Source organism: Pseudomonas sp. LY-1 (assembly GCF_053502595.1).
In genome coordinates this window covers 6,477,525-6,499,963 of the sequence record NZ_CP094353.1, presented here as the reverse complement: position 1 = coordinate 6,499,963, position 22,439 = coordinate 6,477,525, and the positions used below count along the sequence as shown (strand labels likewise).

General features: G+C 63.4%; 20 protein-coding genes. 12 read left to right on the top strand and 8 right to left on the bottom strand.

All coding sequences use genetic code 11. The features are described from left to right. Positions 1-14: 14 nt before the first annotated feature. The 7 genes from MOQ67_RS29975 to MOQ67_RS29945 all read left to right on the top strand — a co-directional run bounded on the left by MOQ67_RS29975 (position 15) and on the right by MOQ67_RS29945 (position 7,406). Positions 15-878: a LysR family transcriptional regulator gene (locus tag MOQ67_RS29975; protein WP_102618676.1), complete on the top strand. Its 864-nt coding sequence runs from the start codon at positions 15-17 to the stop codon at positions 876-878. Between the two features lie 248 nt (positions 879-1,126). Continuing rightward, positions 1,127-2,191, top strand: coding sequence for a putative 2-aminoethylphosphonate ABC transporter ATP-binding protein (locus MOQ67_RS29970; protein WP_046381733.1), 1,065 nt, complete (start codon positions 1,127-1,129; stop codon positions 2,189-2,191). Between the two features lies 1 nt (position 2,192). Continuing rightward, positions 2,193-3,905, top strand: coding sequence for a putative 2-aminoethylphosphonate ABC transporter permease subunit (locus MOQ67_RS29965; protein WP_046381734.1), 1,713 nt, complete (start codon positions 2,193-2,195; stop codon positions 3,903-3,905). Positions 3,906-3,923: 18 nt separating this feature from the next. Then, the gene (locus MOQ67_RS29960) at positions 3,924-4,946 is read left to right on the top strand and encodes a putative 2-aminoethylphosphonate ABC transporter substrate-binding protein (protein ID WP_017845046.1); all 1,023 of its coding nucleotides are present in this window, start codon (positions 3,924-3,926) and stop codon (positions 4,944-4,946) included. A gap of 136 nt (positions 4,947-5,082) precedes the next feature. Continuing rightward, a complete protein-coding gene (locus MOQ67_RS29955) occupies positions 5,083-6,216 on the top strand; it encodes a TIGR03364 family FAD-dependent oxidoreductase (RefSeq protein WP_017845045.1) in 1,134 nt (377 codons plus the stop codon). Next, on the top strand, positions 6,216-6,770 hold the full coding sequence (locus MOQ67_RS29950; RefSeq protein ID WP_046487897.1) for a phosphonate degradation HD-domain oxygenase: 555 nt from the start codon (positions 6,216-6,218) through the stop codon (positions 6,768-6,770). The genes MOQ67_RS29955 and MOQ67_RS29950 overlap by 1 nt, the downstream gene beginning before the upstream one ends. Positions 6,771-6,863: 93 nt before the next feature. Then, entirely contained in the window at positions 6,864-7,406 is a 543-nt protein-coding gene (locus tag MOQ67_RS29945) for a hypothetical protein (protein ID WP_046381737.1), read from the top strand. 6 nt (positions 7,407-7,412) lie between these two features. Here the strand turns inward: MOQ67_RS29945 and MOQ67_RS29940 are convergent, their stop codons facing one another. Both MOQ67_RS29940 and MOQ67_RS29935 read right to left on the bottom strand, forming a co-directional pair. Next, positions 7,413-8,780, bottom strand: a complete 1,368-nt coding sequence (locus MOQ67_RS29940) for a DUF3482 domain-containing protein (RefSeq protein WP_017845042.1) — start codon at positions 8,778-8,780, stop codon at positions 7,413-7,415. Further along, positions 8,773-10,152, bottom strand: a complete 1,380-nt coding sequence (locus MOQ67_RS29935; protein WP_448675762.1) for a DUF2868 domain-containing protein — start codon at positions 10,150-10,152, stop codon at positions 8,773-8,775. The genes MOQ67_RS29940 and MOQ67_RS29935 overlap by 8 nt, the downstream gene beginning before the upstream one ends. A gap of 90 nt (positions 10,153-10,242) precedes the next feature. Here MOQ67_RS29935 and MOQ67_RS29930 point away from each other — a divergent pair, with 90 nt between their 5' ends. Further along, on the top strand, positions 10,243-10,755 hold the full coding sequence (locus MOQ67_RS29930; RefSeq protein ID WP_169884630.1) for a dihydrofolate reductase: 513 nt from the start codon (positions 10,243-10,245) through the stop codon (positions 10,753-10,755). A 100-nt stretch (positions 10,756-10,855) separates the two neighbouring features. Here MOQ67_RS29930 and MOQ67_RS29925 read toward each other — a convergent pair whose 3' ends face one another. Beyond that, on the bottom strand, positions 10,856-12,247 hold the full coding sequence (locus tag MOQ67_RS29925) for an L-cystine transporter (protein ID WP_102618288.1): 1,392 nt from the start codon (positions 12,245-12,247) through the stop codon (positions 10,856-10,858). 241 nt (positions 12,248-12,488) lie between these two features. Here MOQ67_RS29925 and MOQ67_RS29920 point away from each other — a divergent pair, with 241 nt between their 5' ends. Then, positions 12,489-13,550, top strand: a complete 1,062-nt coding sequence (locus MOQ67_RS29920; RefSeq protein ID WP_017845038.1) for a hypothetical protein — start codon at positions 12,489-12,491, stop codon at positions 13,548-13,550. A 235-nt stretch (positions 13,551-13,785) separates the two neighbouring features. Here the strand turns inward: MOQ67_RS29920 and ilvD are convergent, their stop codons facing one another. After that, positions 13,786-15,627 (bottom strand): dihydroxy-acid dehydratase, encoded by a 1,842-nt coding sequence (gene ilvD, locus MOQ67_RS29915; protein ID WP_046381743.1) that lies wholly within the window; start codon positions 15,625-15,627, stop codon positions 13,786-13,788. A 451-nt stretch (positions 15,628-16,078) separates the two neighbouring features. Here ilvD and MOQ67_RS29910 point away from each other — a divergent pair, with 451 nt between their 5' ends. Further along, complete coding sequence (locus MOQ67_RS29910) at positions 16,079-16,537, top strand: REP-associated tyrosine transposase (protein WP_046381744.1); 459 nt, start codon at positions 16,079-16,081, stop codon at positions 16,535-16,537. 131 nt (positions 16,538-16,668) lie between these two features. Here MOQ67_RS29910 and MOQ67_RS29905 read toward each other — a convergent pair whose 3' ends face one another. Continuing rightward, complete coding sequence (locus MOQ67_RS29905) at positions 16,669-17,865, bottom strand: class I SAM-dependent rRNA methyltransferase (protein ID WP_057003961.1); 1,197 nt, start codon at positions 17,863-17,865, stop codon at positions 16,669-16,671. A gap of 242 nt (positions 17,866-18,107) precedes the next feature. On the opposite strand from MOQ67_RS29905, the gene MOQ67_RS29900 reads away from it, so the two are divergent. Next, complete coding sequence (locus MOQ67_RS29900) at positions 18,108-18,920, top strand: HDOD domain-containing protein (protein WP_173677813.1); 813 nt, start codon at positions 18,108-18,110, stop codon at positions 18,918-18,920. 21 nt (positions 18,921-18,941) lie between these two features. Beyond that, positions 18,942-19,754: a bifunctional DNA-formamidopyrimidine glycosylase/DNA-(apurinic or apyrimidinic site) lyase gene (gene mutM, locus MOQ67_RS29895; RefSeq protein WP_448675761.1), complete on the top strand. Its 813-nt coding sequence runs from the start codon at positions 18,942-18,944 to the stop codon at positions 19,752-19,754. Between the two features lie 123 nt (positions 19,755-19,877). Here the strand turns inward: mutM and MOQ67_RS29890 are convergent, their stop codons facing one another. The 3 genes from MOQ67_RS29890 to MOQ67_RS29880 all read right to left on the bottom strand — a co-directional run bounded on the left by MOQ67_RS29890 (position 19,878) and on the right by MOQ67_RS29880 (position 22,411). After that, positions 19,878-20,129, bottom strand: a complete 252-nt coding sequence (locus tag MOQ67_RS29890) for a YfhL family 4Fe-4S dicluster ferredoxin (RefSeq protein WP_010564414.1) — start codon at positions 20,127-20,129, stop codon at positions 19,878-19,880. Positions 20,130-20,232: 103 nt separating this feature from the next. Next, positions 20,233-20,712, bottom strand: coding sequence for a pantetheine-phosphate adenylyltransferase (coaD, locus tag MOQ67_RS29885; protein WP_003176711.1), 480 nt, complete (start codon positions 20,710-20,712; stop codon positions 20,233-20,235). Positions 20,713-20,815: 103 nt separating this feature from the next. Beyond that, entirely contained in the window at positions 20,816-22,411 is a 1,596-nt protein-coding gene (locus MOQ67_RS29880) for a GMC family oxidoreductase (RefSeq protein WP_046487839.1), read from the bottom strand. Between the last annotated feature and the right edge of the window lie 28 nt (positions 22,412-22,439).

Here is a 22,439-nt window from a genome sequence, read left to right as displayed (position 1 = left end):
GATGTGAGGGTGGTGTGCTGAGTGCCGAGTTGAAGGCGTTTTTTATGGTCGCCCGCCTGGGCAGCATCACCCAGGCGGCGAAAAAACTCGGCCTGAGCCAGCCCACCGTCACCACGCAGATCCGCAACCTGGAAAGCCAGTACGGCGTCGAGCTGTTCTATCGCGGGGGCCGCCGCCTGACGGTCAGCGACGAAGGCGCGCGCCTGCTGCCGATGGTCAAGACGCTGTTGCAGCAGGAAGCGGATATCGAGTTTTTCCTGCGTAACAGCGGCCAGGTCCAGGGCGCATTGCGGATTGCCGCGACGGCGCCGTATTACATCCTCGACCTGGTCAAAGCCTTCCGCGAGCGTTTGCCCCAGGTGGAAGTGTCGGTGGAAATCGGCAACTCCCAACAGGTGCTCGAAGCCCTGGATGATTACCGCGTCGACGTCGCCGCGTCCTCGCAACTGCTGGAAGACCCGCGCCTGATTCGCCGTGTGCTGGGCACCGATCCGCTGGTGCTGGCGGTGCATCGCAACCACCCGTTGGCGACGCTCGATCATGTGCCGTTGAGCGCGCTGGCCGGGCATACGCTGTTGATGCGTGAAGCCGGCTCCACCACGCGACGCCTGACGGAACAGCTGCTGCAGGGCGCCGGCGTGAGTTACGGGCCACTGCTGGAAATCGGCAGCCGCGAGTCGATTCGTGAAGCGGTGCTGCGCAATATCGGCATCAGCATCATCGCCCGCCAGGAAGTGCCCCACGACCCGCAACTGCGAGTGCTGACCATCGAGAACGCGCCGCAGATCGCTGAGTACCTCTACTGCCTCAAGGAAAGAAAAGGCGCTCGCCTGCCAGCTGCTTTTCTCGGGTTGGCGCAGGAAATGTCGCCGATCTGAAATCCGGTGGTGGCCTTGAGGGCCCTATCGGGGGCAAGCCCCCTCCCACACTTGACCGAGTTCCAACATGAGAATGCGGTCAAAATGTGGGAGGGGGCTTGCCCCCGATAGGGCCCTCAAGGCCACCCCTTCTGGATAAACCCTACCCAAATCCACCAATACCACTATCGCCACGTTTTGCCTTTCTGCCACATCAGGGACGCATTGCCTGCCTAGCATGGCCCTCATCTGTTTGATGAGGTGCCTCCATGAACACAGCCCTGACCCAACCCGGCGCGCCAATGAAGGTGCGCGGTATCCAGAAACGCTTCGGCGCCTTTACCGCGCTGGACAACGTGTCCCTGGACGTCGCCGCCGGCGAGCTGGTGTGCCTGCTGGGCCCGTCCGGTTGCGGCAAGACCACGCTGCTGCGCTGCATCGCCGGCCTCGAGCGCCAGGACAGTGGGGAGCTTTACCTGGGGGAGCGGGATGTTTCCCTGCTGCCGCCGCAGGCGCGGGACTACGGCATTTTGTTCCAGTCCTACGCGTTGTTCCCCAACCTCAGCGTTGAAGCGAATATCGGCTACGGCCTCACCGGCAGCGGTCGCGATGAAGTGCGCAAGCGTGTCGGTCAGATGCTCGAACTGGTCGGCCTGCTCGGCAGCGAAAAGAAATACCCCGGCCAACTCTCCGGCGGCCAGCAACAACGGGTCGCCCTGGCCCGCGCCTTGGCGCCGGCACCCTCGCTGTTGCTGCTCGATGAACCGATGTCGGCCCTCGACGCTCGCGTCCGTGAGCACCTGTGTACCGAACTGCGCCAACTGCAACGGCGCCTGGGCGTCACCACGCTGATGGTCACCCACAATCAGGACGAAGCCATGTTGATGGCCGACCGCATTGCCGTGATGAACAACGGTAAGGTCGAGCAATACGCCACGCCCCAAGAGATCTACGACCGCCCGGCCACACCGTTCGTGGCGGAGTTCGTCGGCCAGGGCAATTGGCTGCCGTTCAGCCGCAGCAGCGCGAGCCATGCGCAGGTCGGCGGGATGCACATGCGCCTGGCCGATGATGCTGGCGCGGCCACCTCCGGGCGCCTGTTCTGCCGCCCGGAGGCGATCAGCGTCAACCCGCTGGTGCATGAAGAGAACCTGTTTGCGGCCAAGGTCCGCGAGATCACCTTCCTCGGCAACCGTTGCCGCATGAGCTTTGAACTGGCGCAACTGCCCGGTCATCCGCTGCTGGCCGAACTGGCTCCGGAAGCCATGCCGCGCCTGGGGGCCCAGGACATCTGGGTCGCGTTGCCGCCGCGCAGCCTGCAGGTGTTTGCCTGACATGGGTGCGCTGATGACGCTGCCCATTGCACGCCGGGTGTCCCGCGCCGAGTTGGGCGACCGCCTTTTCGTGCTGGGCGGCAAATGGCTATGGCTGTGCCTGCTGGGTATCGCGGTGTTGTTGCCGCTGCTGGCGATCTTCTGGCGCGGCTTCAGCAGCGAAGCCGGGCAGGGCGGCGGGCTGGTGGCGGCGCGGGAACTGGTCAGCAGCGCCAACTTCCACTGGCTGCTTGGGAATAGCCTGAAAGTCTCCCTCAGCGTGGCGGTCATTGTCGTACCGCTGGCGTATCTGTTTGCCTACGCGCTGCAACGCACACTGATCCCGGCCAAGGCGCTCTGGCGCGGGCTGTCGCTGCTGCCCTTGATGGCGCCGTCGATGCTGCCGGGGATCGCGCTGGTCTATCTGTTCGGCAACCAGGGCCTGCTGCGCGGTTTGTTGTCGGAGAATATCTACGGCTTCTGGGGCATTGTCCTCGGTGAGGTGATCTACACCTTCCCACACGCCTTGATGATCCTGTTGTCGGCGCTTTCCCTGGCGGATGCGCGCTTGTTCGATGCCGCCTCAAGCATGGGCGCCAGCCCGGCCCGGGCATTCCGCAGCATCACTTGGCCAGCCACGCGCCAGGCAGTGTTCGCCGCGTTTTGCCTGGTGTTCACCCTGACCATCACCGACTTCGGCGTACCGGTGGTGGTCGGCGGCGATTATCAGGTGCTGGCGCTGGAAGCCTACAAGGCCGTGGTCGGCCAGCAACAGTTCGGGCGCGGGGCGTTGATCGGCATGGTGTTGCTGCTGCCGGCGCTGTTCAGCTTTGGCGTCGATACCTGGCTGCGTCGGCGCCAGGGTGATGCTATGGGCGGCCGTGCCCAAGTGTTCCAGCCGGCCCCGTCGCGGCGGCGCGATGCCTGTTACCTGGCCATCGTGCTGCTGATCTGCGCGGTGTTGCTGCTGGTGTTCGGCATGGCGGTGTACTCGTCGCTGGTGAAGTTCTGGCCCTACAACCTGTCGCTGTCGCTCAACCACTACCAGTTCGAAGACACAGCCGGCGGCGGCTGGCTGGCGTACCGCAACAGCCTGACCCTGGCGCTGTGTACGGCGTTGATCGGCAGCGTGCTGATCTTCACCGGCGCGTACCTGATGGAAAAGACCCAGGGCCAGAAGGGCCTCAACCTGGCGCTGCGCATGCTCAGCTTCGTGCCGATGGCCGTGCCGGGCCTGGTGCTGGGCCTGGGCTACGTCTTCTTCTTCAACCTCAGCGGCAACCCGCTGCATGTGTTCTACGGCACCATGACGCTGCTGGTGGTGTGTACCATCGCTCATTATTTGACCACCGCGCAGATGACCGCCACCACCGCGCTGCGCCAGCTCGATGCCGAGTTCGAAGCCGCCGCGCTGTCGCTCAAGGCGCCGCTGTACCGCCACTACCTGCGCGTCACCGTGCCGATCTGCCTGCCGGCGCTGCTGGACATCGTGCGCTACCTGTTTGTGTCGGCGATGACCACTGTCTCGGCGGCGATCTTCCTCTACAGCCCCGACACCATCCTCGCCGCCGTCGCCGTGTTGAACATGGACGACGCCGGCAATGTGGGCGGCGCGGCGGCCATGTCCACTTTGATCCTGTTCACTTCGGCCGGCGTCTCGCTGCTGCTGGCGTGGGCCTCACGTGGCGCGTTGCGCCGCTCCCAAGCCTGGCGCCAGACCGCGCCGGGCCAATAACCCTGAAGGAGGTATGCCATGTTCAAGCCCCTCGCGTTGGTCGCTGCCGTACTCACTGCATTCAGCCTGAATGCCTTCGCCAAGACTGAATTGACCGTGTACACGGCCCTCGAAGCCGAGCAATTGAAGACCTATAAACAGGCCTTCGAGCAGGCCAACCCCGACATCGAAATCAAATGGGTGCGTGACTCCACCGGCATCATCACCGCCAAGCTGCTCGCGGAAAAAGACCGCCCGCAAGCCGATGTGGTCTGGGGCCTGGCCGCGTCGAGCCTGGCGATCCTCGACCAGCAAGGCATGCTCGAAAGTTACGCGCCCAAGGGCCTGGACAAGATCGGCAAACACTACCGTGACGCCGCCAACCCGCCTGCGTGGGTCGGCATGGACGTCTGGGCCGCGACGATCTGCTTCAACACCGTCGAAGCCGAGAAGCAGGGCCTGAGCAAACCGGTGAGCTGGCAAGACCTGACCAAGCCTGAGTACAAGGGCAAGATCGTGATGCCCAACCCGGCGTCCTCGGGCACCGGTTTCCTGGATGTGAGCGCCTGGCTGCAGACCTTCGGCGAGAAGCAGGGCTGGCAGTACATGGACGACCTGCACCAGAACATCGGCCAGTACGTCCACTCCGGTTCCAAGCCGTGCAAGCTGGCGGCTTCGGGTGAATTCCCGATCGGTATTTCCTTCGAATACCCGGCCGTGCAGCTGAAGCGCCAGGGCGCGCCGCTGGACATCATCCTGCCGAAAGAAGGCCTGGGCTGGGACATCGAAGCGACGGCGGTGATCAAAGGCAGCGCCCACGCCGACGCGGCGAAGAAACTCGCCGACTTCTCCGCCAGCACCGCGGCGATGGACCTGTACAAGGACAACTTCGCCGTGCTCGCCCAGCCGGGCATCGCCAAGCCGCAGACCGAATTGCCGGCGGACTACGAGCAGCGGCTGATCAAGAACGACTTCACCTGGGCCTCGAAAAACCGCGACAGCATTCTGACGGAGTGGCGCAAGCGCTATGACGGTAAGTCGGAGAAGGTAGCGGGTCAGTAAATACTCCGTTTGGGCTGATGGCCTCTTCGGGGGCAAGCCCCCTCCCACATTTTGAGCGCATTCTCATGTTGGAACTCGGTCAAGTGTGGGAGGGGGCTTGCCCCCGATAGCGGTCTTGAAAACAGGACATCACTAAATGACACACCACAGCGACCTGCTGATCATCGGCGCCGGCATCCTCGGCCTGTCCCACGCCTACGCGGCAGCCAAGCGCGGGCTCAAGGTCAAGGTGTTCGAGCGCAGCGCCACGCCGTTGGGCGCCTCGGTGCGCAACTTCGGCCAGGCCCTGGTCACCGGCCAACCGCCAGGCCCGATGCTCGACCTGGCGCGGCAAAGCCGCGATATCTGGGGCGAATGGGCGCGGCTGGCCGGCTTGCAGCTCAAGCGCAACGGCTCGTATCTGTTCGCCCGCAGCGAAGCCGAAGAACACCTGCTGGAAGCCTTCTGCGCCGGCCGCGCCCAGGCGTATGGCTATAACGTCGAACTGCTGCAGGGCGCAGCGTTGCGAGATCTGTACGGCGGCCAATTCCGTCATCACCGCGCAGCGTTGCACGGCAAGGACGATCAGCAGCTGTATTCGCGCGAGGCGATCCCGGCGCTGATCGATTACCTGCGCGAGGAACTGCAGGTGGAGTTTCACTTTTCGACCCTGGTGCGCGACGTCGAGCCCGGCCAGTTGCACAGCACGGCGGGCAGTTTTCGTGGCGCGCAGATCGTGGTCTGCTCGGGCCACGACTACCAAACCCTGCTGGCCGAAGCGATTGCCGAACTCGACCCGCATATCTGCCGCCTGCAAATGCTGCGCGCGCGGCCGGCGGTCAACCTGAACCTGCAACACGCCTTGCTCACCGGCCTCAGTTGCGTGCATTACGGCGCGTTTGCCGACCTGCCGGAAGCGGCGGCGGTGCAGGCGCAGATCCTGCGCGAGGCACCGTACCTGCATGAGCACGGGATTCACTTGCTGATCAGCCCGACGCCCCATGGCGAACTGATCATCGGCGACTCCCACGACTACGGCCGCGATGCGTCGCCGTTCAACGCCGAGCAGGTCGATGACTGGATGCTCGAACTGGCCGAGCAGACCCTGGGTTGCAAGGTCCAGGTGGTCGAGCGTTGGCAGGGCGTCTACGGCGCACGCGGGCGGGTGCCGTTCTCGTTCCTGCGCGTGGCGCCCGGCGTCAGCGCCGCGTTGATGCATACCGGCGTGGGCATGAGCGTGGGGCCGGCGCTGGGCGAGCGCAATATCAGCGCACTGTGGGGGGCGGCATGATGAATCCGCAGCAGGTGATTGCCGAGGTCTTCGGCCTGTACGAGCAACACGGCACGGCGGATTACATCGGCGAGGCGGTGTCGCAGCTCGAACACATGTCCCAGGCCGCGCAGTGGGCCATGGCCGAAGGCTTCGACGATGAAGTGGTGCTGGCCGCGTTTTTCCACGATATCGGCCATCTCTGCGGCCAGGGCGGCGCGAACATGGGCGGCTATGGCGTGGTCAGCCATGAGCGGCTGGGCGCCGATTACCTGCGCCGCGTCGGTTTCAGCGAGCGCCTGGCGCGGCTGGTGGAATATCACGTCGAGGCCAAGCGCTACCTGACCTTCAGCCAGCCGGACTACTACGCCCGGTTGAGCGAAGCCAGCCGCCGCACGCTGGCGTATCAAGGCGGGGCAATGACGCCTGACGAAGCGCGGGCGTTCGAGCAAGACCCGCTCTACGCCATCAGCCTGCGTCTGCGCCACTGGGACGAACAGGCCAAGCAAGCGCAGGTGCCGGTGCTCGATCTGCAGGTACTCAAGGCCAAGGCCGCGCGGCTACTGGCTGCGTAGATTGGCCTTACGCCAAACGCAGATGCGCCGCCTAGAGCCCCTGAGGTCGGATCACTAAGGTGGCTTGCTTCTTCAATCCAAGGAGCAACGCTGATGCGCTACTTAAAAGTGACGGCCCAGGACATGAGCGGTAACGGTCGGGCGGACACAGTCATCCTGCACTTCTATGAGCAGCAGGCTGGCTGTCCCGATGAACTGATCCACGAGATCTTCGCCGTGGACATGAGCGCGGACGGCCGGGTCGACCTGCAATGGGCGGACGACCTCAACCCCGTCACCCGTCCCTGTCGGCTGGAAAAACAGCGGGTGGACACCTTCGCCGACTGCTTTTTGAAGTTGAACTGGTTCAATCGGCGCAGCCACTGGCAGCGCACGTTGACGCTGTACGTCGATCATTACGCCAAGGCCGGCACGCCCAACGCGGTCAAGCTGGAATTCCAAGAGCGCACGGCGCCGCAGTGCAAGGGCTCGCTGATCTACAAGGCCGCCGCCTATGACGGCGATGGCGACGGGGTGCTGGAATCGTTTACCAACAGTGACATCGACCGAGACGGTATCGCGGACAAGGCCGATAAAGAGCTGATCCGCACGTTGTGTACGACCTTTCTGGGCTTTGAGTGGTACGCACGTCAATAAGCGGGGTCAGGCTTCATCGAGCCGGGCGGCCAGGGCTTCGACCTGCTCCTGGCGCTCGGCCTGGCTCAATTTGGCGTGGGGGTTGAGGGACGACCACTGCGGGTGGGCGCGGGCCTTGTGCAGGGCGTCGGGCAGCTTGCCTTCGCGCCAGGTCTTGTCCTGCGGCGTGTCGACCTTGATGCTGTGCATCGCCGCATGACCGCGCAGGTTCAGGGCCTTGAGCAATTGGCGTTGGCGCAGGGCCAGCAGGCGCAGCACGCTGTCGTCGACGGTCAGCTCGCGCTGGCCCTTGATCTTGCCCAGCAGGCGCCCGCCATAGCTGCGCGCGGTTTGCAGCGCGCCACCGGCAATGGCGCCCGCCAGCGCGGCGGCGCCAAGGGTCAACCCACCCACCAGCAGGTCGACCCCGGCACCGGCGGCCGCGCCGGCGGCAATCCCGCCGCCGACGCGCACGCCGAGTTGCTTGAGGGTTTCCGGGTTGAACAGGTCATCGCCCCAGCGCCCGTCGAGCAGCGGCAAGTCGCTGGCGGCGGCGTCCTGCGGGCGGAAGCCGAACAGCTTGAGCAAGGCTTCCACGCAACGCTGCTCGCGCTGGCGCACGGCCTTGCGCAAATCGCCGATGGCTTGCGGCTCCTCTTCAGTGACCACGCTGCGCCGGCACGCGGCGCAGTCGATCAGCAGTTCGGCGATCAGCCGCGCGGCACTTTGCTGGCGGGCCTGGCGTTGGGCGTGCTGGTCGAGGATCAGCCGTTCCAGTTGGGGCCGGGCGTTTTCCAGCAGCAGGGCGAGGCTTTCATACAGGCGGCGTTCGCCGTCTTCCGGCGGCGCGACGCTGTCGAACCGCACCAATGCGTGCAGGCCGAGGCGGGCCAGGGCTTCGCGCCAGTCCGGTTCGCGATGATCGTTGCTGCTGACGAAGTTGAGCACGGGCAATAACGGTTTGCCGCAACTGGCCAGCACTTGCAGTTCGTCGCGGTACTTGGCCAGCACCGGCTCGCGGGCGTCGATCACATACAGGCCGGCGTCGGAGGCCAGCAGTTGGCGCAGCACCTTGGCTTCCTGTTCGAAACGCTGGCGGGCTTCGCTGCCTTCCAGGAAACGCGCCAGGCGTGCCGGGCCGTCGAGGCGTTCGCCGGGGCGATCGAGGCGCTCCAGATAGTCGAGCAGGGCGATGGCATCTTCCAGGCCGGGGGTGTCGTAGAGTTCCAGCAGGGCTTCGCCCTCGACCGACAAGCGCGCGCCTTCGACATGCCGCGTGGTGCTGGGGCGATGGGAGACTTCGCCGAAACCGACATCGCGGGTCAGGGTACGCAGCAGCGAGGTCTTGCCGACATTGGTGTGGCCGACCACGGCGAGTTTCAGGGGTTTAGTCATGGCCGCTCTCCAGCCAGTTCAACGGCGCGCAATCGGCGAAGGGCAGTTCCAGTTGTTGCAGCGCCGCGTGCCAATCGCCCAGGCGCTCGGCGTCCAGCGCCTGGCCGGGTGGCGCTTGCAGCAGCCACACGCGGGTGGCGCTGGCGCTGCGCGCCAGTTCGGCGATCAGCGCCAGGCTGCCCCGGTCGGGCGAGCGGCGCGGGTCGCAGGCGATGGCCAGGCGCGCGGGCGGGAAGCGGGTCAGTTGTTCCAGCAGTTTGTGGCGTGATTCGCGGCTGTCGAGGATGCCGGCGTTCTGCACGTTGCCCGGCAGCTTCGGCGGCCACGGGTGTTGGTCGTCGAGTTCGATGGCGACCACCAGCGCGCCGTCACTGTGCAGTTCGCTGACGCCGCCGCCGACGGCGTGCAACTGCTCCGGTGCCGCATCGTTGACCCCAAGCCGCTCGCTGCTCGGCATCAGGCGTTCGCGCAGTTGGCTGTAGCCGGGCAGGTTGAGGTCCAGGCGCAGGGCGGCGCGTCCGCGATTCCAGCGCCACAGGCACAGCAGGGCAAGGATCAACCGCGGCAACAGGCCGTAGATCAGCAGCACGCCCACCAGCCAGGCAGCCCAGGCCTGGCGGGCGCTGTCGATGTTCAGGGCGGAATCGCCGCTGGCGCGGATCATCTCCACCGTGGGGACGTTGAAACCAAGCAGGGCGGGCAGGGCGCCGAGGGCTTGGGTCACGGCGACGAAGGTGTCGGCGCCGAGGATGGTGGTTTCCCACACAAAACCGTAGCGCCGGGTGGCGAGCAGCGTCAGCAGGATCGCCAGCGCGCTGAGCAATGCGAGTAACCACAGGCTGTTGACCAGCACCCCGACGGCCCAGCGATTGAGCTTCTGGCGCTGCAATAGCAGCAGCAACGCCGGCGCCAGTTGCGCGGCTTTGGCGTCACGCGCGAGTTTTTCGCTGAGCCATAGCCACAGGCGGCCGAGGCTGGCGCTGTGTTCTCCGGCAAACAGCAGGCCCAATGCCCAACTGATCAGCAGGATCAGGTTCAAGCCGAGCAGGCTGCCCAGCGCCCAGAACACATTCACCGGGGTCAAGCCGTTACCCAGCGCAGCAAAGGCCAGGCCCGCGCCACTGATCACCGCGACTATCGCCAGCAGTATCAGGGCCAAACGCGCACCTTGCAGCCAGCGGATGAGGGCGGTTGTCAGCCCATCGCGCTCGGCCAGGTGCAGGGCGCGCTGTTGAATGCGCGTCGACAGGTCGCCGCCGGCCGTGCGGGCCAGGCGATTGGCTTGCTGATCTTCCAGCGGGCCGGCGTGTTCTTCGCGCAGGCGCACGGTTTCCGTCAGCCAGAGTGTTTGCAGGGGGGTCAGTGCAGTCACGCGCCGTCCTGTTGTGTCAGTGAGCCTGGAGCATAACCGCTGTGCAGCCGGTTGGGGTACGCTTCGCGTGGCTCTGGTATTCTCGTCGCCATGAAAAAAACTCTCCCTCTAAGCCTGATCGCAGCCCTCGGTGAAAACCGTGTGATCGGCATCGACAACAGCATGCCCTGGCATTTGCCGGGGGATTTCAAATATTTCAAGGCCACCACCCTGGGCAAGCCGATCATCATGGGGCGCAAGACCTGGGATTCCCTGGGCCGACCGCTGCCGGGGCGCTTGAACATTGTGGTCAGTCGTCAGACCGACCTGGCGCTGGAAGGTGCGGAAGTTTTTCCGTCGCTTGAAGCGGCGGTGGAACGCGCGCAGGCGTGGGCGCTGGAGCAGGGCGTGGATGAGCTGATGTTGATCGGCGGCGCGCAGCTTTATGCGCAGGGGCTGGAACAGGCGGATCGCCTGTACCTGACGCGGGTGGCGCTGAGCCCGGAAGGGGATGCGTGGTTTCCGGCGTTTGATGAGAACCAGTGGAAGTTGGTTTCCAATCTGCAGAACCCAGCCGAAGGTGACAAGCCGGCTTACAACTTCGAAGTCTGGGAAAAAGCCTAAAAGCATCGGGGGCAAGCCCCCTCCCACATTTGACCGAGTGAATGCGATCAAGTGTGGGAGGGGCGGTGCGACGATTCGACTTGCCCCCGATAGCGGTCTATCAGGCCTGCGCCAACTCCGCATGCTCATCCGCATTCAGCCGTTCTTTATCCGTCTGCTGCATGATCTGGCTGGTAATCGCCCCCGCTGTCATCGAACCGTTCACGTTCAACGCGGTACGGCCCATGTCGATCAGCGGCTCCACGGAAATCAGCAGCGCCACCAGTGACACCGGCAAGCCCATCGCCGGCAGTACGATCAGCGCGGCAAACGTCGCCCCGCCGCCCACGCCGGCAACGCCCGCCGAACTCAAGGTAACAATCGCCACCAGGGTCGCGATCCACAGCGGGTCCAACGGGTTGATGCCGACCGTCGGCGCGACCATCACCGCCAGCATTGCCGGGTAGAGACCGGCGCAACCGTTCTGGCCGATGGTCGCGCCGAACGAGGCGGCGAAACCGGCGATGGCGTGCGGGATGCCCAGGCGGCGGGTCTGCGCTTCGATACTCAGCGGGATCGCCGCCGCGCTGGAGCGGCTGGTGAAGGCGAACGTCAGCACCGGCCAGACCTTGCGCAAGAAGCGCAGCGGGTTGATCCCGGCCAGCGACAGCAGCAGGCCATGCACGACGAACATCAGCCCCAGCGCCAGGTACGAGACCACGACAAAACTGCCGAGCTTGATGATGTCTTGCAGGTTGGAGCCGGCGACCACCTTGGTCATCAGCGCCAATACGCCGTAGGGCGTGAGCTTCATCACCAGGCGCACCAGGCGCATCACCCAGGCTTGCAGGGTGTCGATGGCGTTGAGCACTTTCTGGCCCTTTTCCACGTCATCCTTGAGCAGTTGCAGCGCGGCCACGCCGAGGAAGGCGGCGAAGATCACCACGCTGATGATCGAGGTCGGCTTGGCGCGGGCCAGGTCGGCAAACGGATTCGCTGGCACGAACGACAACAGCAACTGCGGGATATTCAGGTCGGCGACCTTGCCCGCGTAGTCGCTCTGGATCACTTGCAGGCGCGCCATTTCCTGGGTGCCGGCCACCAGGCCTTCGGCGGTGAGGCCGAACAGGTTGGTCAGGCCGATGCCGATCAGCGCCGCAATCGCGGTGGTGAACAGTAGGGTGCCGATGGTCAGGAAGCTGATCTTGCCCAGGGACGCGGCGTTGTGCAGACGTGCCACGGCGCTGAGGATCGAAGCGAACACCAGCGGGATCACGATCATTTGCAGCAACTGCACATAACCGTTGCCGACCAGATCGAACCAGCCGATAGAAGCTTTGAGGACCGGGTTGCCATCGCCGTAAATGGCGTGCAAGGCCGTACCGAACGCCACGCCGAGTATCAGGGCGAACAGGACTTTCTTGGCGAGGCTCCAGTTTGTTCGACGGGTTTGTGCCAGGCCCAGCAACAGGGCCACGAACACCAGTAAGTTGAGAATCAGGGGCAGATTCATTGAAGCTCCGTTGAGAGTGTTGCCAATCGCGTGAGCCTGCGATTGCGAACCGGGAAGCCTAACAGCTTGATATATATTGATTTAATACCAATATGGAATGGTGTCTGTCGTTTTTGGAATAAGTAGTTGGCGCTCAGGCGCATGGCAATGGCGGAATCAGAACGCAAGCGGTCGCGACCGGGCGAAAACTGTCACAGGGATTTGTTAGCGTCGATGTCTTTCACTCAGGGAGACAACGCCTATGAAGCTCGCGCCGAAACTACTGGTATCCGCCGCATTCTGCCTCGCACTTGCCGGCCAGGCGTTCGCCGCCACCGAGTTGAAACACTGGCCGGCCCCGGCCGCCAAGCAACTGAACGAAATGATCGCCGCCAACGCCAACAAGGGTAACTTCGCGGTGTTCGACATGGACAACACCAGCTACCGCTACGACCTCGAAGAGTCCCTGCTGCCCTACATGGAAAACAAGGGCCTGATCACCCGCGACAGCCTCGACCCGTCGCTCAAGCTTATGCCCTTCAAAGACACCGCCGACCATAAGGAAAGTCTGTTCAGTTACTACTATCGCCTCTGCGAAGTGGACGACATGGTCTGCTACCCGTGGGTGGCCCAGGTGTTTGCAGGTTTTACCCTCAAGGAACTCAAGGTCCAGGTCGATGAGTTGATGGCCTCCGGCAAGCCAGTGCCGGTCAGCTATTTCGAAGGCGACGCGGTGAAGAACTCCGAAGTCCAGCCGCCGAAAGTCTTCACCGGCCAGGCCGAGCTGTACAACAAGCTGATGGAAAACGGCATCGAGGTGTATGTGATGACCGCCGCGTCGGAAGAGCTGGTACGCATGGTCGCTGCCGATCCGAAGTACGGCTACAACGTCAAACCGCAGAACGTCATCGGCGTGAGCACCCTGCTCAAGGACCGCAAGACCGGCGAACTGACCACCGCACGCAAGCAGATCACTGCCGGCAAATACGACGAAAAAGCCAACCTCGGTCTGGAATTGACCCCCTACCTGTGGACCCCGGCGACCTGGATGGCCGGCAAGCACGCCGCGATCCTGACCTACATCGACGAATGGAAAAAGCCGGTAATCGTCGGCGGCGATACCCCGACCAGCGACGGCTACATGCTGTTCCACGATGTGGACGTGGCCAAGGGCGGCATTCACCTGTGGGTCAACCGCAAAGACAAGTACATGACCCAGCTCAACGGCATGATGGCCAAGCACGCGGCCGCCCAGGCCAAGGAAGGCTTGCCGGTGACGGCGGACAAGAACTGGGTGATCGTCAAGCCTGACGAGATCCAGTAAGACCGAGTCGCTTGCTTATCGGGGGCAAGCCCCCTCCCACACTTGATTGGGTTCACACGGTCAAGCTGTGGGAGGGGGCTTGCCCCCGATAGCGGTGGGTCAGCTGTGGATGTATCGACTGACACTCTGCCATCGGGGGGCAAGCCCCCTCCCACATTTGATCCTCATGGTTATTGAGGTTTTCTCCCAGCAAAAAAAATGCCCCGCACGGGCGGGGCATTTTCATGGGCGGGCCTTACAGACCGTCGAGCATCGCCTTGTTACGCACCGCACCCTTGTCGGCACTGGTCGCCAGCAACGCATAAGCCTTCAACGCAGTAGTCACCTTGCGTGGACGCTTTTCCACCGGCTTCCAGCCCTTCTTGTCCTGCTCGACCCGGCGCGCGGCCAGTTCTTCGTCGCTGATCAACAGGTTGATCGAGCGGTTCGGAATGTCGATCAGTACCTTGTCGCCGTCCTGTACCAGGCCAATCGCGCCGCCGGCAGCGGCTTCAGGCGAAGCGTGGCCGATGGACAGGCCCGAGGTGCCGCCGGAGAAACGGCCGTCGGTCAACAGGGCGCAGGCTTTGCCCAGGCCTTTGGATTTCAGGTACGACGTTGGGTAGAGCATCTCCTGCATACCCGGGCCGCCTTTCGGGCCTTCGTAGCGGATGATCACGATGTCGCCTTCTTTGACTTCGTCGGCGAGGATGCCGCGTACCGAGCTGTCCTGGCTTTCGTAGATCTTGGCGCGACCTTCGAAGACATGGATCGACTCGTCCACACCGGCGGTTTTCACCACGCAGCCGTCGAGGGCGATGTTGCCGTACAGCACGGCCAGGCCGCCTTCTTTCGAATAGGCGTGCTCGACACTGCGGATGCAGCCGTTTTCACGGTCGACGTCGAGGGTGTCCCAACGGGTCGACTGGCTGAATGCGGTCTGGGTCGGGATGCCCGCCGGGCCGGCCTTGAAGAAGGTGTGTACGGCTTCGTCGTCAGTCTGGGTGATGTCCCACTTGGCGATGCCTTCGGCGAGGGACTTGCTGTGTACCGTCGGCAGGTCGGTGTGCAGCAGGCCGCCACGGGCCAGGGAACCTAAGATCGAGAAGATCCCGCCAGCGCGGTGGACGTCTTCCATGTGGTACTTCTGGATGTTCGGCGCGACTTTGCACAGTTGCGGCACGTGGCGGGACAGACGGTCGATGTCGCGCAGGTCGAAATCGATCTCGGCTTCCTGGGCTGCGGCCAGCAAGTGCAGGATGGTGTTGGTGGAACCGCCCATGGCGATGTCCAGGGTCATGGCGTTTTCGAACGCCTTGAAGTTGGCGATATTGCGCGGCAACACCGACTCATCGTTCTCGCCGTAGTAGCGCTTGCACAGCTCGACGATGGTGCGGCCGGCCTGCAGGAACAGTTGCTCGCGGTCGCTGTGGGTGGCCAGCGTGGAACCGTTGCCCGGCAAGGCCAGGCCCAGGGCTTCCACCAGGCAGTTCATCGAGTTGGCGGTGAACATGCCGGAGCATGAACCGCAGGTCGGGCAGGCGCTGCGCTCGTATTCCGCGACCTTCTCGTCAGAAGCGCTGGAATCGGCGGCGATGACCATGGCATCGACCAGGTCGAGGCCGTGGGAGGCGAGTTTGGTCTTGCCGGCTTCCATCGGGCCGCCGGAGACGAAGATCACCGGGACGTTCAGGCGCAGGGCGGCCATCAGCATGCCGGGGGTGATCTTGTCGCAGTTCGAGATGCACACGATGGCGTCGGCGCAGTGGGCGTTGACCATGTACTCCACGGAGTCGGCGATGATCTCGCGGCTCGGCAGGGAATACAGCATGCCGTCATGGCCCATGGCGATGCCGTCGTCCACGGCGATGGTGTTGAATTCTTTGGCGACACCGCCGGCGCGTTCGATCTCGCGGGCGACCAGTTGGCCCAGGTCCTTGAGGTGGACGTGGCCGGGGACGAACTGGGTGAACGAGTTGGCAATCGCGATGATCGGCTTCTTGAAGTCGTCATCTTTCATCCCCGTGGCGCGCCACAGTGCGCGGGCGCCGGCCATGTTGCGGCCGTGGGTGGATGTTTTCGAGCGGTAATCTGGCATTGGAGCCCTCCGGGCGGCTAATCAAAACTAATCAGGTGCTAAGGGGAGTGAGCTTCTATGGACGTCTGGAACACCCGAAAAATGGCCGTGGTGTCCGGACGTTGCCGCAAACGTTACGGGATCGCCGTGCGTTTTGGCCTCGAGCTCATAAACCCGCCGGGGGATGACTGGCGATGAATAGGCCGATTCTACACCGCTGGCGGCTGGAGGGAATGGCGAAAAGCGCCGTGGCGACGCACGCCCGGATCAACCAATCTGATGTAGGAGCGAGCTTGCTCGCGAAAAACGAACAGGCGACACGGGCCTCCTGATAGTACGGCGTTATCGTTGACGCTTTTCGCGAGCAATCTCGCTCCTACAGGGAGGGGACATATTCAGAACCACTGTTTAGAGGCCGGTTGACGTCGCTGCGCCTACCGTTTCTCTTCCACTCACAGAAGAGGACGAAGGAATGTCCACCCAGCAACGTGCACATCGGCTGCGCATCGGGCGCTGTTCGGAGTCGGGCCGGATTTACCTGATCACTGCGGTTACCCATCAACGGCAATCGGTCTTTCAGGACTGGCGCATCGGCCGCCTGCTTGTCAGTGAGTTCAGGCAGGCTCAGGACGAGGGTGAGGCGACTTCGCTGGCCTGGGTGGTCATGCCTGACCATTTCCATTGGCTGGTCGAGTTGCATAACGGCGACTTGCCAAGGCTGATGCGAATCACCAAGTCGCGAAGTGCCCGTGCCATCAACCAGGCCAGGTGTTCGTTCGGGACCCTATGGCAAAAAGGTTACTTCGACCGCGCACTGCGTCGGGAGGAAGATTTGAAAGCAATGGCCCGCTATATCGTGGCCAATCCCTTGCGTGCAGGGCTGGTCAAGCATATCGGCCAGTACCCGCTATGGGACGCCATCTGGTTGTGACCTCTTCCCCCTTGTAGGAGCGAGCTTGCTCGCGAAGCACGTCAACGATGACGCAGCGCTATCAGGTAGCCCGCGTCGTCTATGCGTTTTTCGCGAGCAAGCTCGCTCCTACAGGGGGACGGTTTTGGTCTTTAGCTATTTGGCAACAACCGGCAGGTGATGCTCTTGATGTAGCGCGTCTCGGCAATCGCCGGGTGCACCGGGTGATCCGGGCCCTGGCCGCCGCGTTCGAGCATCTGGATGTTACGGTCCAGGTGGCGGGCGCTGGTCAGCAGGATGTTCTGCAGGTCGTCTTCCGGCAGGTGCATCGAACACGAGGCGCTGACCAGGATGCCGTCCTTGCTGAGCAGGCGCATGGCTTGCTCGTTGAGGCGGCGGTAGGCGCCTTCGCCGTTTTTCATGTCTTTTTTGCGTTTGATGAAGGCCGGTGGGTCGGCGACGATCACGTCGAAGCGTTCTTCGCTGGCTTTCAGCTCTTTGAGGGCTTCGAAGACGTCGCCTTCGATGCAGGTCATTTTCTCGGCGACGCCGTTCAGCGCGGCGTTGCGCTCGACGCCGTCGAGGGCGAAGGCCGATGCGTCGACGCAGAACACTTCAGTGGCGCCGAAGGCCGCGGCTTGCACGCCCCAGCCGCCGATGTAGCTGTACAGGTCGAGGACGCGCTTGCCTTTGGCATACGGGGCCAGGCGTGCGCGGTTCATGCGGTGGTCATAGAACCAGCCGGTTTTCTGGCCCTGGATCACCGGGGCTTCGAATTTCACGCCGTTTTCTTCCAGCGCGACCCACTCCGGCACCAGGCCGAACACGGTTTCGACGTAGCGGTTGAGGCCTTCGGCGTCGCGCGCGGCGGAGTCATTCTTGAACAGAATGCCGCTCGGCTTGAGCACTTGGGTCAGGGCGGCGATCACGTCTTCTTTATGCGCTTCCATGGTCGCCGAGGCGATCTGGACCACCAGGATGTCGCCGAAACGGTCGACCACCAGGCCCGGCAGCAGGTCGGAATCGCCGTAGACCAGGCGGTAGAACGGCTTGTCGAACAGACGGTCGCGCAGGGACAGGGCGACGTTCAGGCGGTGTACCAGCAGCGACTTGTCCAAAGGCAACTTGATGTCACGCGACAGCAGGCGCGCGCAGATCAGGTTGTTCGGGCTCATGGCCACGATGCCCAGGGTCTTGCCGCCGGCCGCTTCGAGGATGGCCTGGTCGCCCGCCTGGAAGCCGTGAAGTGGGGTGGCGGCCACGTCGATTTCGTTGCTGTAGACCCACAGGTGGCCGTTGCGCAAACGACGATCGGCGTTGGCTTTGAGACGCAGGCTTGGCAGGGACATGACGTCGCTCCGGAAAAAAGAGCGGGAGTATACCGTGTTGCATTACATTTCGTGGCTTGGCCTGATGGGTTGCAGGGGGGGGGCGCGTGCTGTGGCGTCCATTTGATAGGAGTGCCATTTGGTTTTTTGAGGTGTCGGTCAGCTTCCCATCGGGGTTAGAATCCCCCTCTCGCCCAGAGTGTGTACTTATGTCCCAAGAGCTTTCCGCCGAACAGATCCAGCAGGCCCTGCAAGGCATCAGTGTGCCGCCTCAGCCGCAAATCATGGTGGATTTGCAGATGGAACAGTACATGCCCGACCCGGACCTGGAAGTGATCGCGCGGTTGATTTCCCAGGACCCGGGCCTGTCCGGCGCGCTGCTGAAGATCGTCAACTCGTCGTATTACGGCCTGAGCAACAAGATCGCCTCGATCCAGCGCGCCGTTAACCTGCTGGGCAGCCGTTCGATCATCAACCTGATCAACGCCCTGTCGATCAAGGGCGAGATGAGCGACGACACCATCGTCACCCTCAACCGTTTCTGGGACACCGCCCAGGACGTGGCCATGACCTGCCTCACCCTGGCCAAGCGCACCGGCGCCCAGGCGGTGGACGAAGCCTATGCCCTGGGGCTGTTCCACGATTGCGGCGTACCGCTGATGCTCAAGCGCTTCCCCAATTACATGGCGGTGCTCGAAGAGTCCTACGCCAATGCCGGTGCCGACTGCCGAGTGGTCGACACCGAAAACAATGCGTTCAACACCAACCATGCGGTGGTCGGCTATTACACCGCCAAGTCCTGGCGCCTGCCGGAGCATGTGACCGACGCCATTGCCAACCATCACAACGCCCTGGCGATCTTCAGCGATGAGTCGCCGCGCAATCCGCAACTCAAGAACCTGCTGGCGATCCTGAAAATGGCCGAGCACATCTGCTCGTCGTACCGGGTGTTGGGCAACCAGCCGGTCGACTATGAGTGGGACGCGATTGGCCATCTGGTGCTGGACTACGTGGGCCTGTCGGACTACGACTTCGAAAGCATGAAATTGTCGATCCGCGAACTGGGCGCGCACTGACCCTTACCTCACGAGGCACACATGCCCGAGTTACCAGAAGTCGAAACCACTCGGCGCGGGATTGCGCCGCACCTGGAAGGCCAGCGGGTCAGCCGCGTCGTGGTGCGCGAGCGACGCCTGCGCTGGCCGATCCCGGAAGACCTCGATGTACGCCTGTCCGGGCAGCGCATCGTGCTGGTGGAGCGGCGGGCCAAGTACCTGTTGATCAACGCCGAAGTGGGCACCCTGATCAGCCACCTGGGCATGTCGGGCAACCTGCGCCTGGTGGAAGTCGGCCTGCCGGCGGCCAAGCATGAGCATGTGGACATCGAGCTGGAGTCGGGCCTGGCCCTGCGCTACACCGACCCTCGGCGTTTTGGCGCGATGCTCTGGAGCCAGGACCCGCATAACCACGAACTGCTGATCCGCCTGGGGCCGGAGCCGTTGACCGACCTGTTCGATGGCGAGCGCCTGTTCAAACTGTCCCGTGGGCGTTCGATGGCGGTCAAACCGTTCATCATGGACAACGCGGTGGTGGTGGGCGTGGGCAATATCTACGCGACCGAAGCGCTGTTCGCGGCGGGGATCGATCCGCGCCGCGAGGCCGGTGGCATTTCACGCGGGCGCTATCTGAAGCTGGCGATCGAGATCAAGCGCATTCTGGCGGCCGCCATCGAGCGCGGCGGCACCACCTTGCGCGACTTTATCGGCGGCGATGGGCAGCCGGGGTATTTCCAGCAGGAGTTGTTTGTCTACGGCCGGGGTGGCGAGGCGTGCAAGGTCTGCGGGAGCGAGTTGCGCAGTGTGGTGCTGGGGCAGCGGGCGAGTGTGTTTTGCCCTAAGTGCCAGAGCTGACTGTTGTGTGAAGGCTGATATCGCCATCGGGGGCAAGCCCCCTCCCACATTTTGATGTGTGAATACATTCAAATGTGGGATGGGGGCTTGCCCCCGATGAGGCCCTCACAGACGCCACCAGGCTCAAGCCTTACCGGTAATCTTCCGGTATTTCTCCATCAACTGCGCTTCAGTCTCCGGATGGGCTTCATCCAGTGGAATGCAATCCACCGGGCACACCTGCTGGCACTGCGGTTCGTCGTAGTGGCCGACGCACTGGGTGCAGAGGTTGGGGTCGATCACGTAGATCTCTTCGCCTTGGGAAATCGCGGCGTTCGGGCACTCGGGTTCGCAGACGTCGCAGTTGATGCAATCGTCGGTGATGATCAAGGACATGGAAACTCCTGCCAGGGCAGTCAGCCAAGGCATCTGGAAAACTAATGCGCGCAATTGTGCCGCATTGGCGCCCGCAGTGCGAGCGGGCGCCGAGTGAGCGGTCTTACTTCTTGAAGCGCAGGGTCAGCGCATCAGCCACGGCCGGATGCACGAACTTGGTGATATCCCCGCCCAGGGCCGCGATTTCACGGACCAACGTCGAGGAAATGAACGAATAACGCTCCGACGGCGTGAGGAACAGGCTTTCCACGTCCGGCGCCAGTTGGCGGTTCATGTTGGCCAACTGGAATTCGTATTCGAAGTCCGATACCGCGCGCAGGCCGCGCAGGAACACATTGGCGTTCTGCTCTTTGGCGAAATGTGCCAGCAGCGTCGAGAAACCCACCACTTCGACGTTGGGCAGGTGCTTGGTGACCTCGCGCGCCAGCTCCACGCGCTGTTCCAGGGGAAACAGCGGGTTTTTCTTGGGGCTGGCAGCGACCGCGATGATCACATGGTCGAACAAGCGCGAGGCGCGTTCGACCAGATCGCCATGGCCTTTGGTAATCGGGTCGAAGGTACCTGGGTACAACACTCGGTTCATCGCGTCGTCCTGGCGGAGTCCGTTGGGGAACCGGATGGTATCGCAGCCGTCCCGGTCGGCCAAGTCGACTTATGCAGATAGACCCGCGAAATACCCTGTTTTTTCATGCCGTTTTCAGACGTTCGGCCAATGCGCTCGCCAGTTGCGCGGTCAATCCGTACACCGACAACTGCGGGTTGGCGCCAATGCTGGTGGGGAACAGCGAACCGTCGTGGATCGACAGGTTGCGCAACTGGTGATGGCGACCGAGGCTGTCGGCCACCGCATTTTTCGGCTCTTCGCCCATGGCGCAGCCGCCCATCACGTGGGCGCTGCCCAGGCAGGTGCGGTGCAATTCCAGGTTGAGGCCGTCGATCAGGCTGCGTGCTTCGGCCAGGGTCTTCACGTAGCGCGCATCGTGATGCAGCGGCTTGACCGACTTGGCACCCGCCGCGAACTGGATCTCGGCCATGCTGTGGAACGCACGGCGCAGGCCGTCCCAGGCGTAAGGCGAAACCTGGTAATCGAGCACCGGTGTGCCGTCGCCGCGCAGTTCCACGCTGCCGCCGGGGCTGTCGGGGTGGAAGCCGTCGCGCAGCAGGGCAAGCATTGCGTGGGTATGTGGCAATTGGCTCATGTCCAGGGCGTTCTGGGTGCCGTAGCCGCCGAGCAGCGTACTGGCCAGCGCCGGGTGCAGCGGCGGCGCTTCGAGCTTGTACGACATTCTGCCGGTGGTGCCGTCCAGCCATTGGAAGTGATCGGAATAGATCGACTGCGGCGCGCCATAGAACGGGTTGATCACCTCGTCGAACAGCGCCGCGGAGAAGTTCACCAAATGCAAAAAGGTGCGCTTGCCCAGCCGCGAATGCGGGTCGGGGGCGGCCGAGCGCATCAGCAGCGCCGGGCTGTTGATGCCGCCGCCGGCCAGCACGTAATGCCTGGCCTTGACCGTGATCTTGCGTCCAGTCGGCGCCACGCAGCGTTCGTCCATGGCCACGCATTCCAGGCTATTGATGCGGTCGCCGCTGTAGACCAGGCGTTCGGCGCGGGCCAGGTACAGCAGCTCGCCGCCCTTCTCCAGGGTGGAGGGGATGGTGGTCACCAGCATCGACTGCTTGGCGTTGACCGGGCAACCCATGCCGCAATAACCCAGGTTGAAGCAGCCGCGCACGTTGCGCGGGATCACATGCCAGCTGTAGCCCAGCTGTTCGCAGCCTTTGCGGATCACGTCGTTGTTGGCGTTGGGCGGCATGGCCCAGGGAGCGATGCCCAGGCGCTGTTCCATTTTTTCGAACCATGGCGCCATGTCCGCGCTGCTGTGGCCCTTGACCGCATATTCGCTGGCCCAGTGGCTGAGGGTGGCGTCCGGGGTGCGGAAGCTGGAGGTCCAGTTGATCAGCGTGGTGCCGCCCACGGCCCGGCCTTGCAGGATGGTGATGGCGCCGTCCTTGCTCATGCGGCCGATGCCTTCTTGATACAGGCTGGCGTAGGCCTCGTCTTCGAGCAGCTTGAAATCGCTGCTGGTCTTGAGCGGGCCTTCTTCGATCAGCAGCACTTTGTAGCCGGCGGCGCTGAGGATTTCGGCAGAGGTGCCGCCGCCGGCACCGCTGCCGATGATCGCTACGTCGGCTTCCAGCGTCAGGTCGCGGTCGAGGGCGGCGCCATTGTGGGTTTTCCAGCCGCGGGCCAGGCCGTCGCGGAACAGATCGGGTACAGGCATCGGGGTCGTCTCTTGTTTTTATTGGGGG

Excerpts from the sequence above, each read along its gene's own strand:
- MOQ67_RS29960 (WP_017845046.1), top strand. The coding sequence starts at position 3,924 with ATGTTCAAGCCCCTCGCGTTGGTCGCTGCCGTACTCACTGCATTCAGC.
- MOQ67_RS29910 (WP_046381744.1), top strand. The coding sequence starts at position 16,079 with ATGTCCACCCAGCAACGTGCACATCGGCTGCGCATCGGGCGCTGTTCG.
- MOQ67_RS29965 (WP_046381734.1), top strand. The coding sequence starts at position 2,193 with ATGGGTGCGCTGATGACGCTGCCCATTGCACGCCGGGTGTCCCGCGCC.
- MOQ67_RS29880 (WP_046487839.1), bottom strand. The coding sequence starts at position 22,411 with ATGCCTGTACCCGATCTGTTCCGCGACGGCCTGGCCCGCGGCTGGAAA.
- MOQ67_RS29920 (WP_017845038.1), top strand. The coding sequence starts at position 12,489 with ATGAAGCTCGCGCCGAAACTACTGGTATCCGCCGCATTCTGCCTCGCA.
- MOQ67_RS29955 (WP_017845045.1), top strand. The coding sequence starts at position 5,083 with ATGACACACCACAGCGACCTGCTGATCATCGGCGCCGGCATCCTCGGC.
- mutM (WP_448675761.1), top strand. The coding sequence starts at position 18,942 with ATGCCCGAGTTACCAGAAGTCGAAACCACTCGGCGCGGGATTGCGCCG.
- MOQ67_RS29970 (WP_046381733.1), top strand. The coding sequence starts at position 1,127 with ATGAACACAGCCCTGACCCAACCCGGCGCGCCAATGAAGGTGCGCGGT.
- MOQ67_RS29945 (WP_046381737.1), top strand. The coding sequence starts at position 6,864 with ATGCGCTACTTAAAAGTGACGGCCCAGGACATGAGCGGTAACGGTCGG.
- MOQ67_RS29950 (WP_046487897.1), top strand. The coding sequence starts at position 6,216 with ATGAATCCGCAGCAGGTGATTGCCGAGGTCTTCGGCCTGTACGAGCAA.
- ilvD (WP_046381743.1), bottom strand. The coding sequence starts at position 15,627 with ATGCCAGATTACCGCTCGAAAACATCCACCCACGGCCGCAACATGGCC.
- MOQ67_RS29940 (WP_017845042.1), bottom strand. The coding sequence starts at position 8,780 with ATGACTAAACCCCTGAAACTCGCCGTGGTCGGCCACACCAATGTCGGC.
- MOQ67_RS29890 (WP_010564414.1), bottom strand. The coding sequence starts at position 20,129 with ATGTCCTTGATCATCACCGACGATTGCATCAACTGCGACGTCTGCGAA.
- MOQ67_RS29930 (WP_169884630.1), top strand. The coding sequence starts at position 10,243 with ATGAAAAAAACTCTCCCTCTAAGCCTGATCGCAGCCCTCGGTGAAAAC.
- MOQ67_RS29925 (WP_102618288.1), bottom strand. The coding sequence starts at position 12,247 with ATGAATCTGCCCCTGATTCTCAACTTACTGGTGTTCGTGGCCCTGTTG.
- coaD (WP_003176711.1), bottom strand. The coding sequence starts at position 20,712 with ATGAACCGAGTGTTGTACCCAGGTACCTTCGACCCGATTACCAAAGGC.
- MOQ67_RS29905 (WP_057003961.1), bottom strand. The coding sequence starts at position 17,865 with ATGTCCCTGCCAAGCCTGCGTCTCAAAGCCAACGCCGATCGTCGTTTG.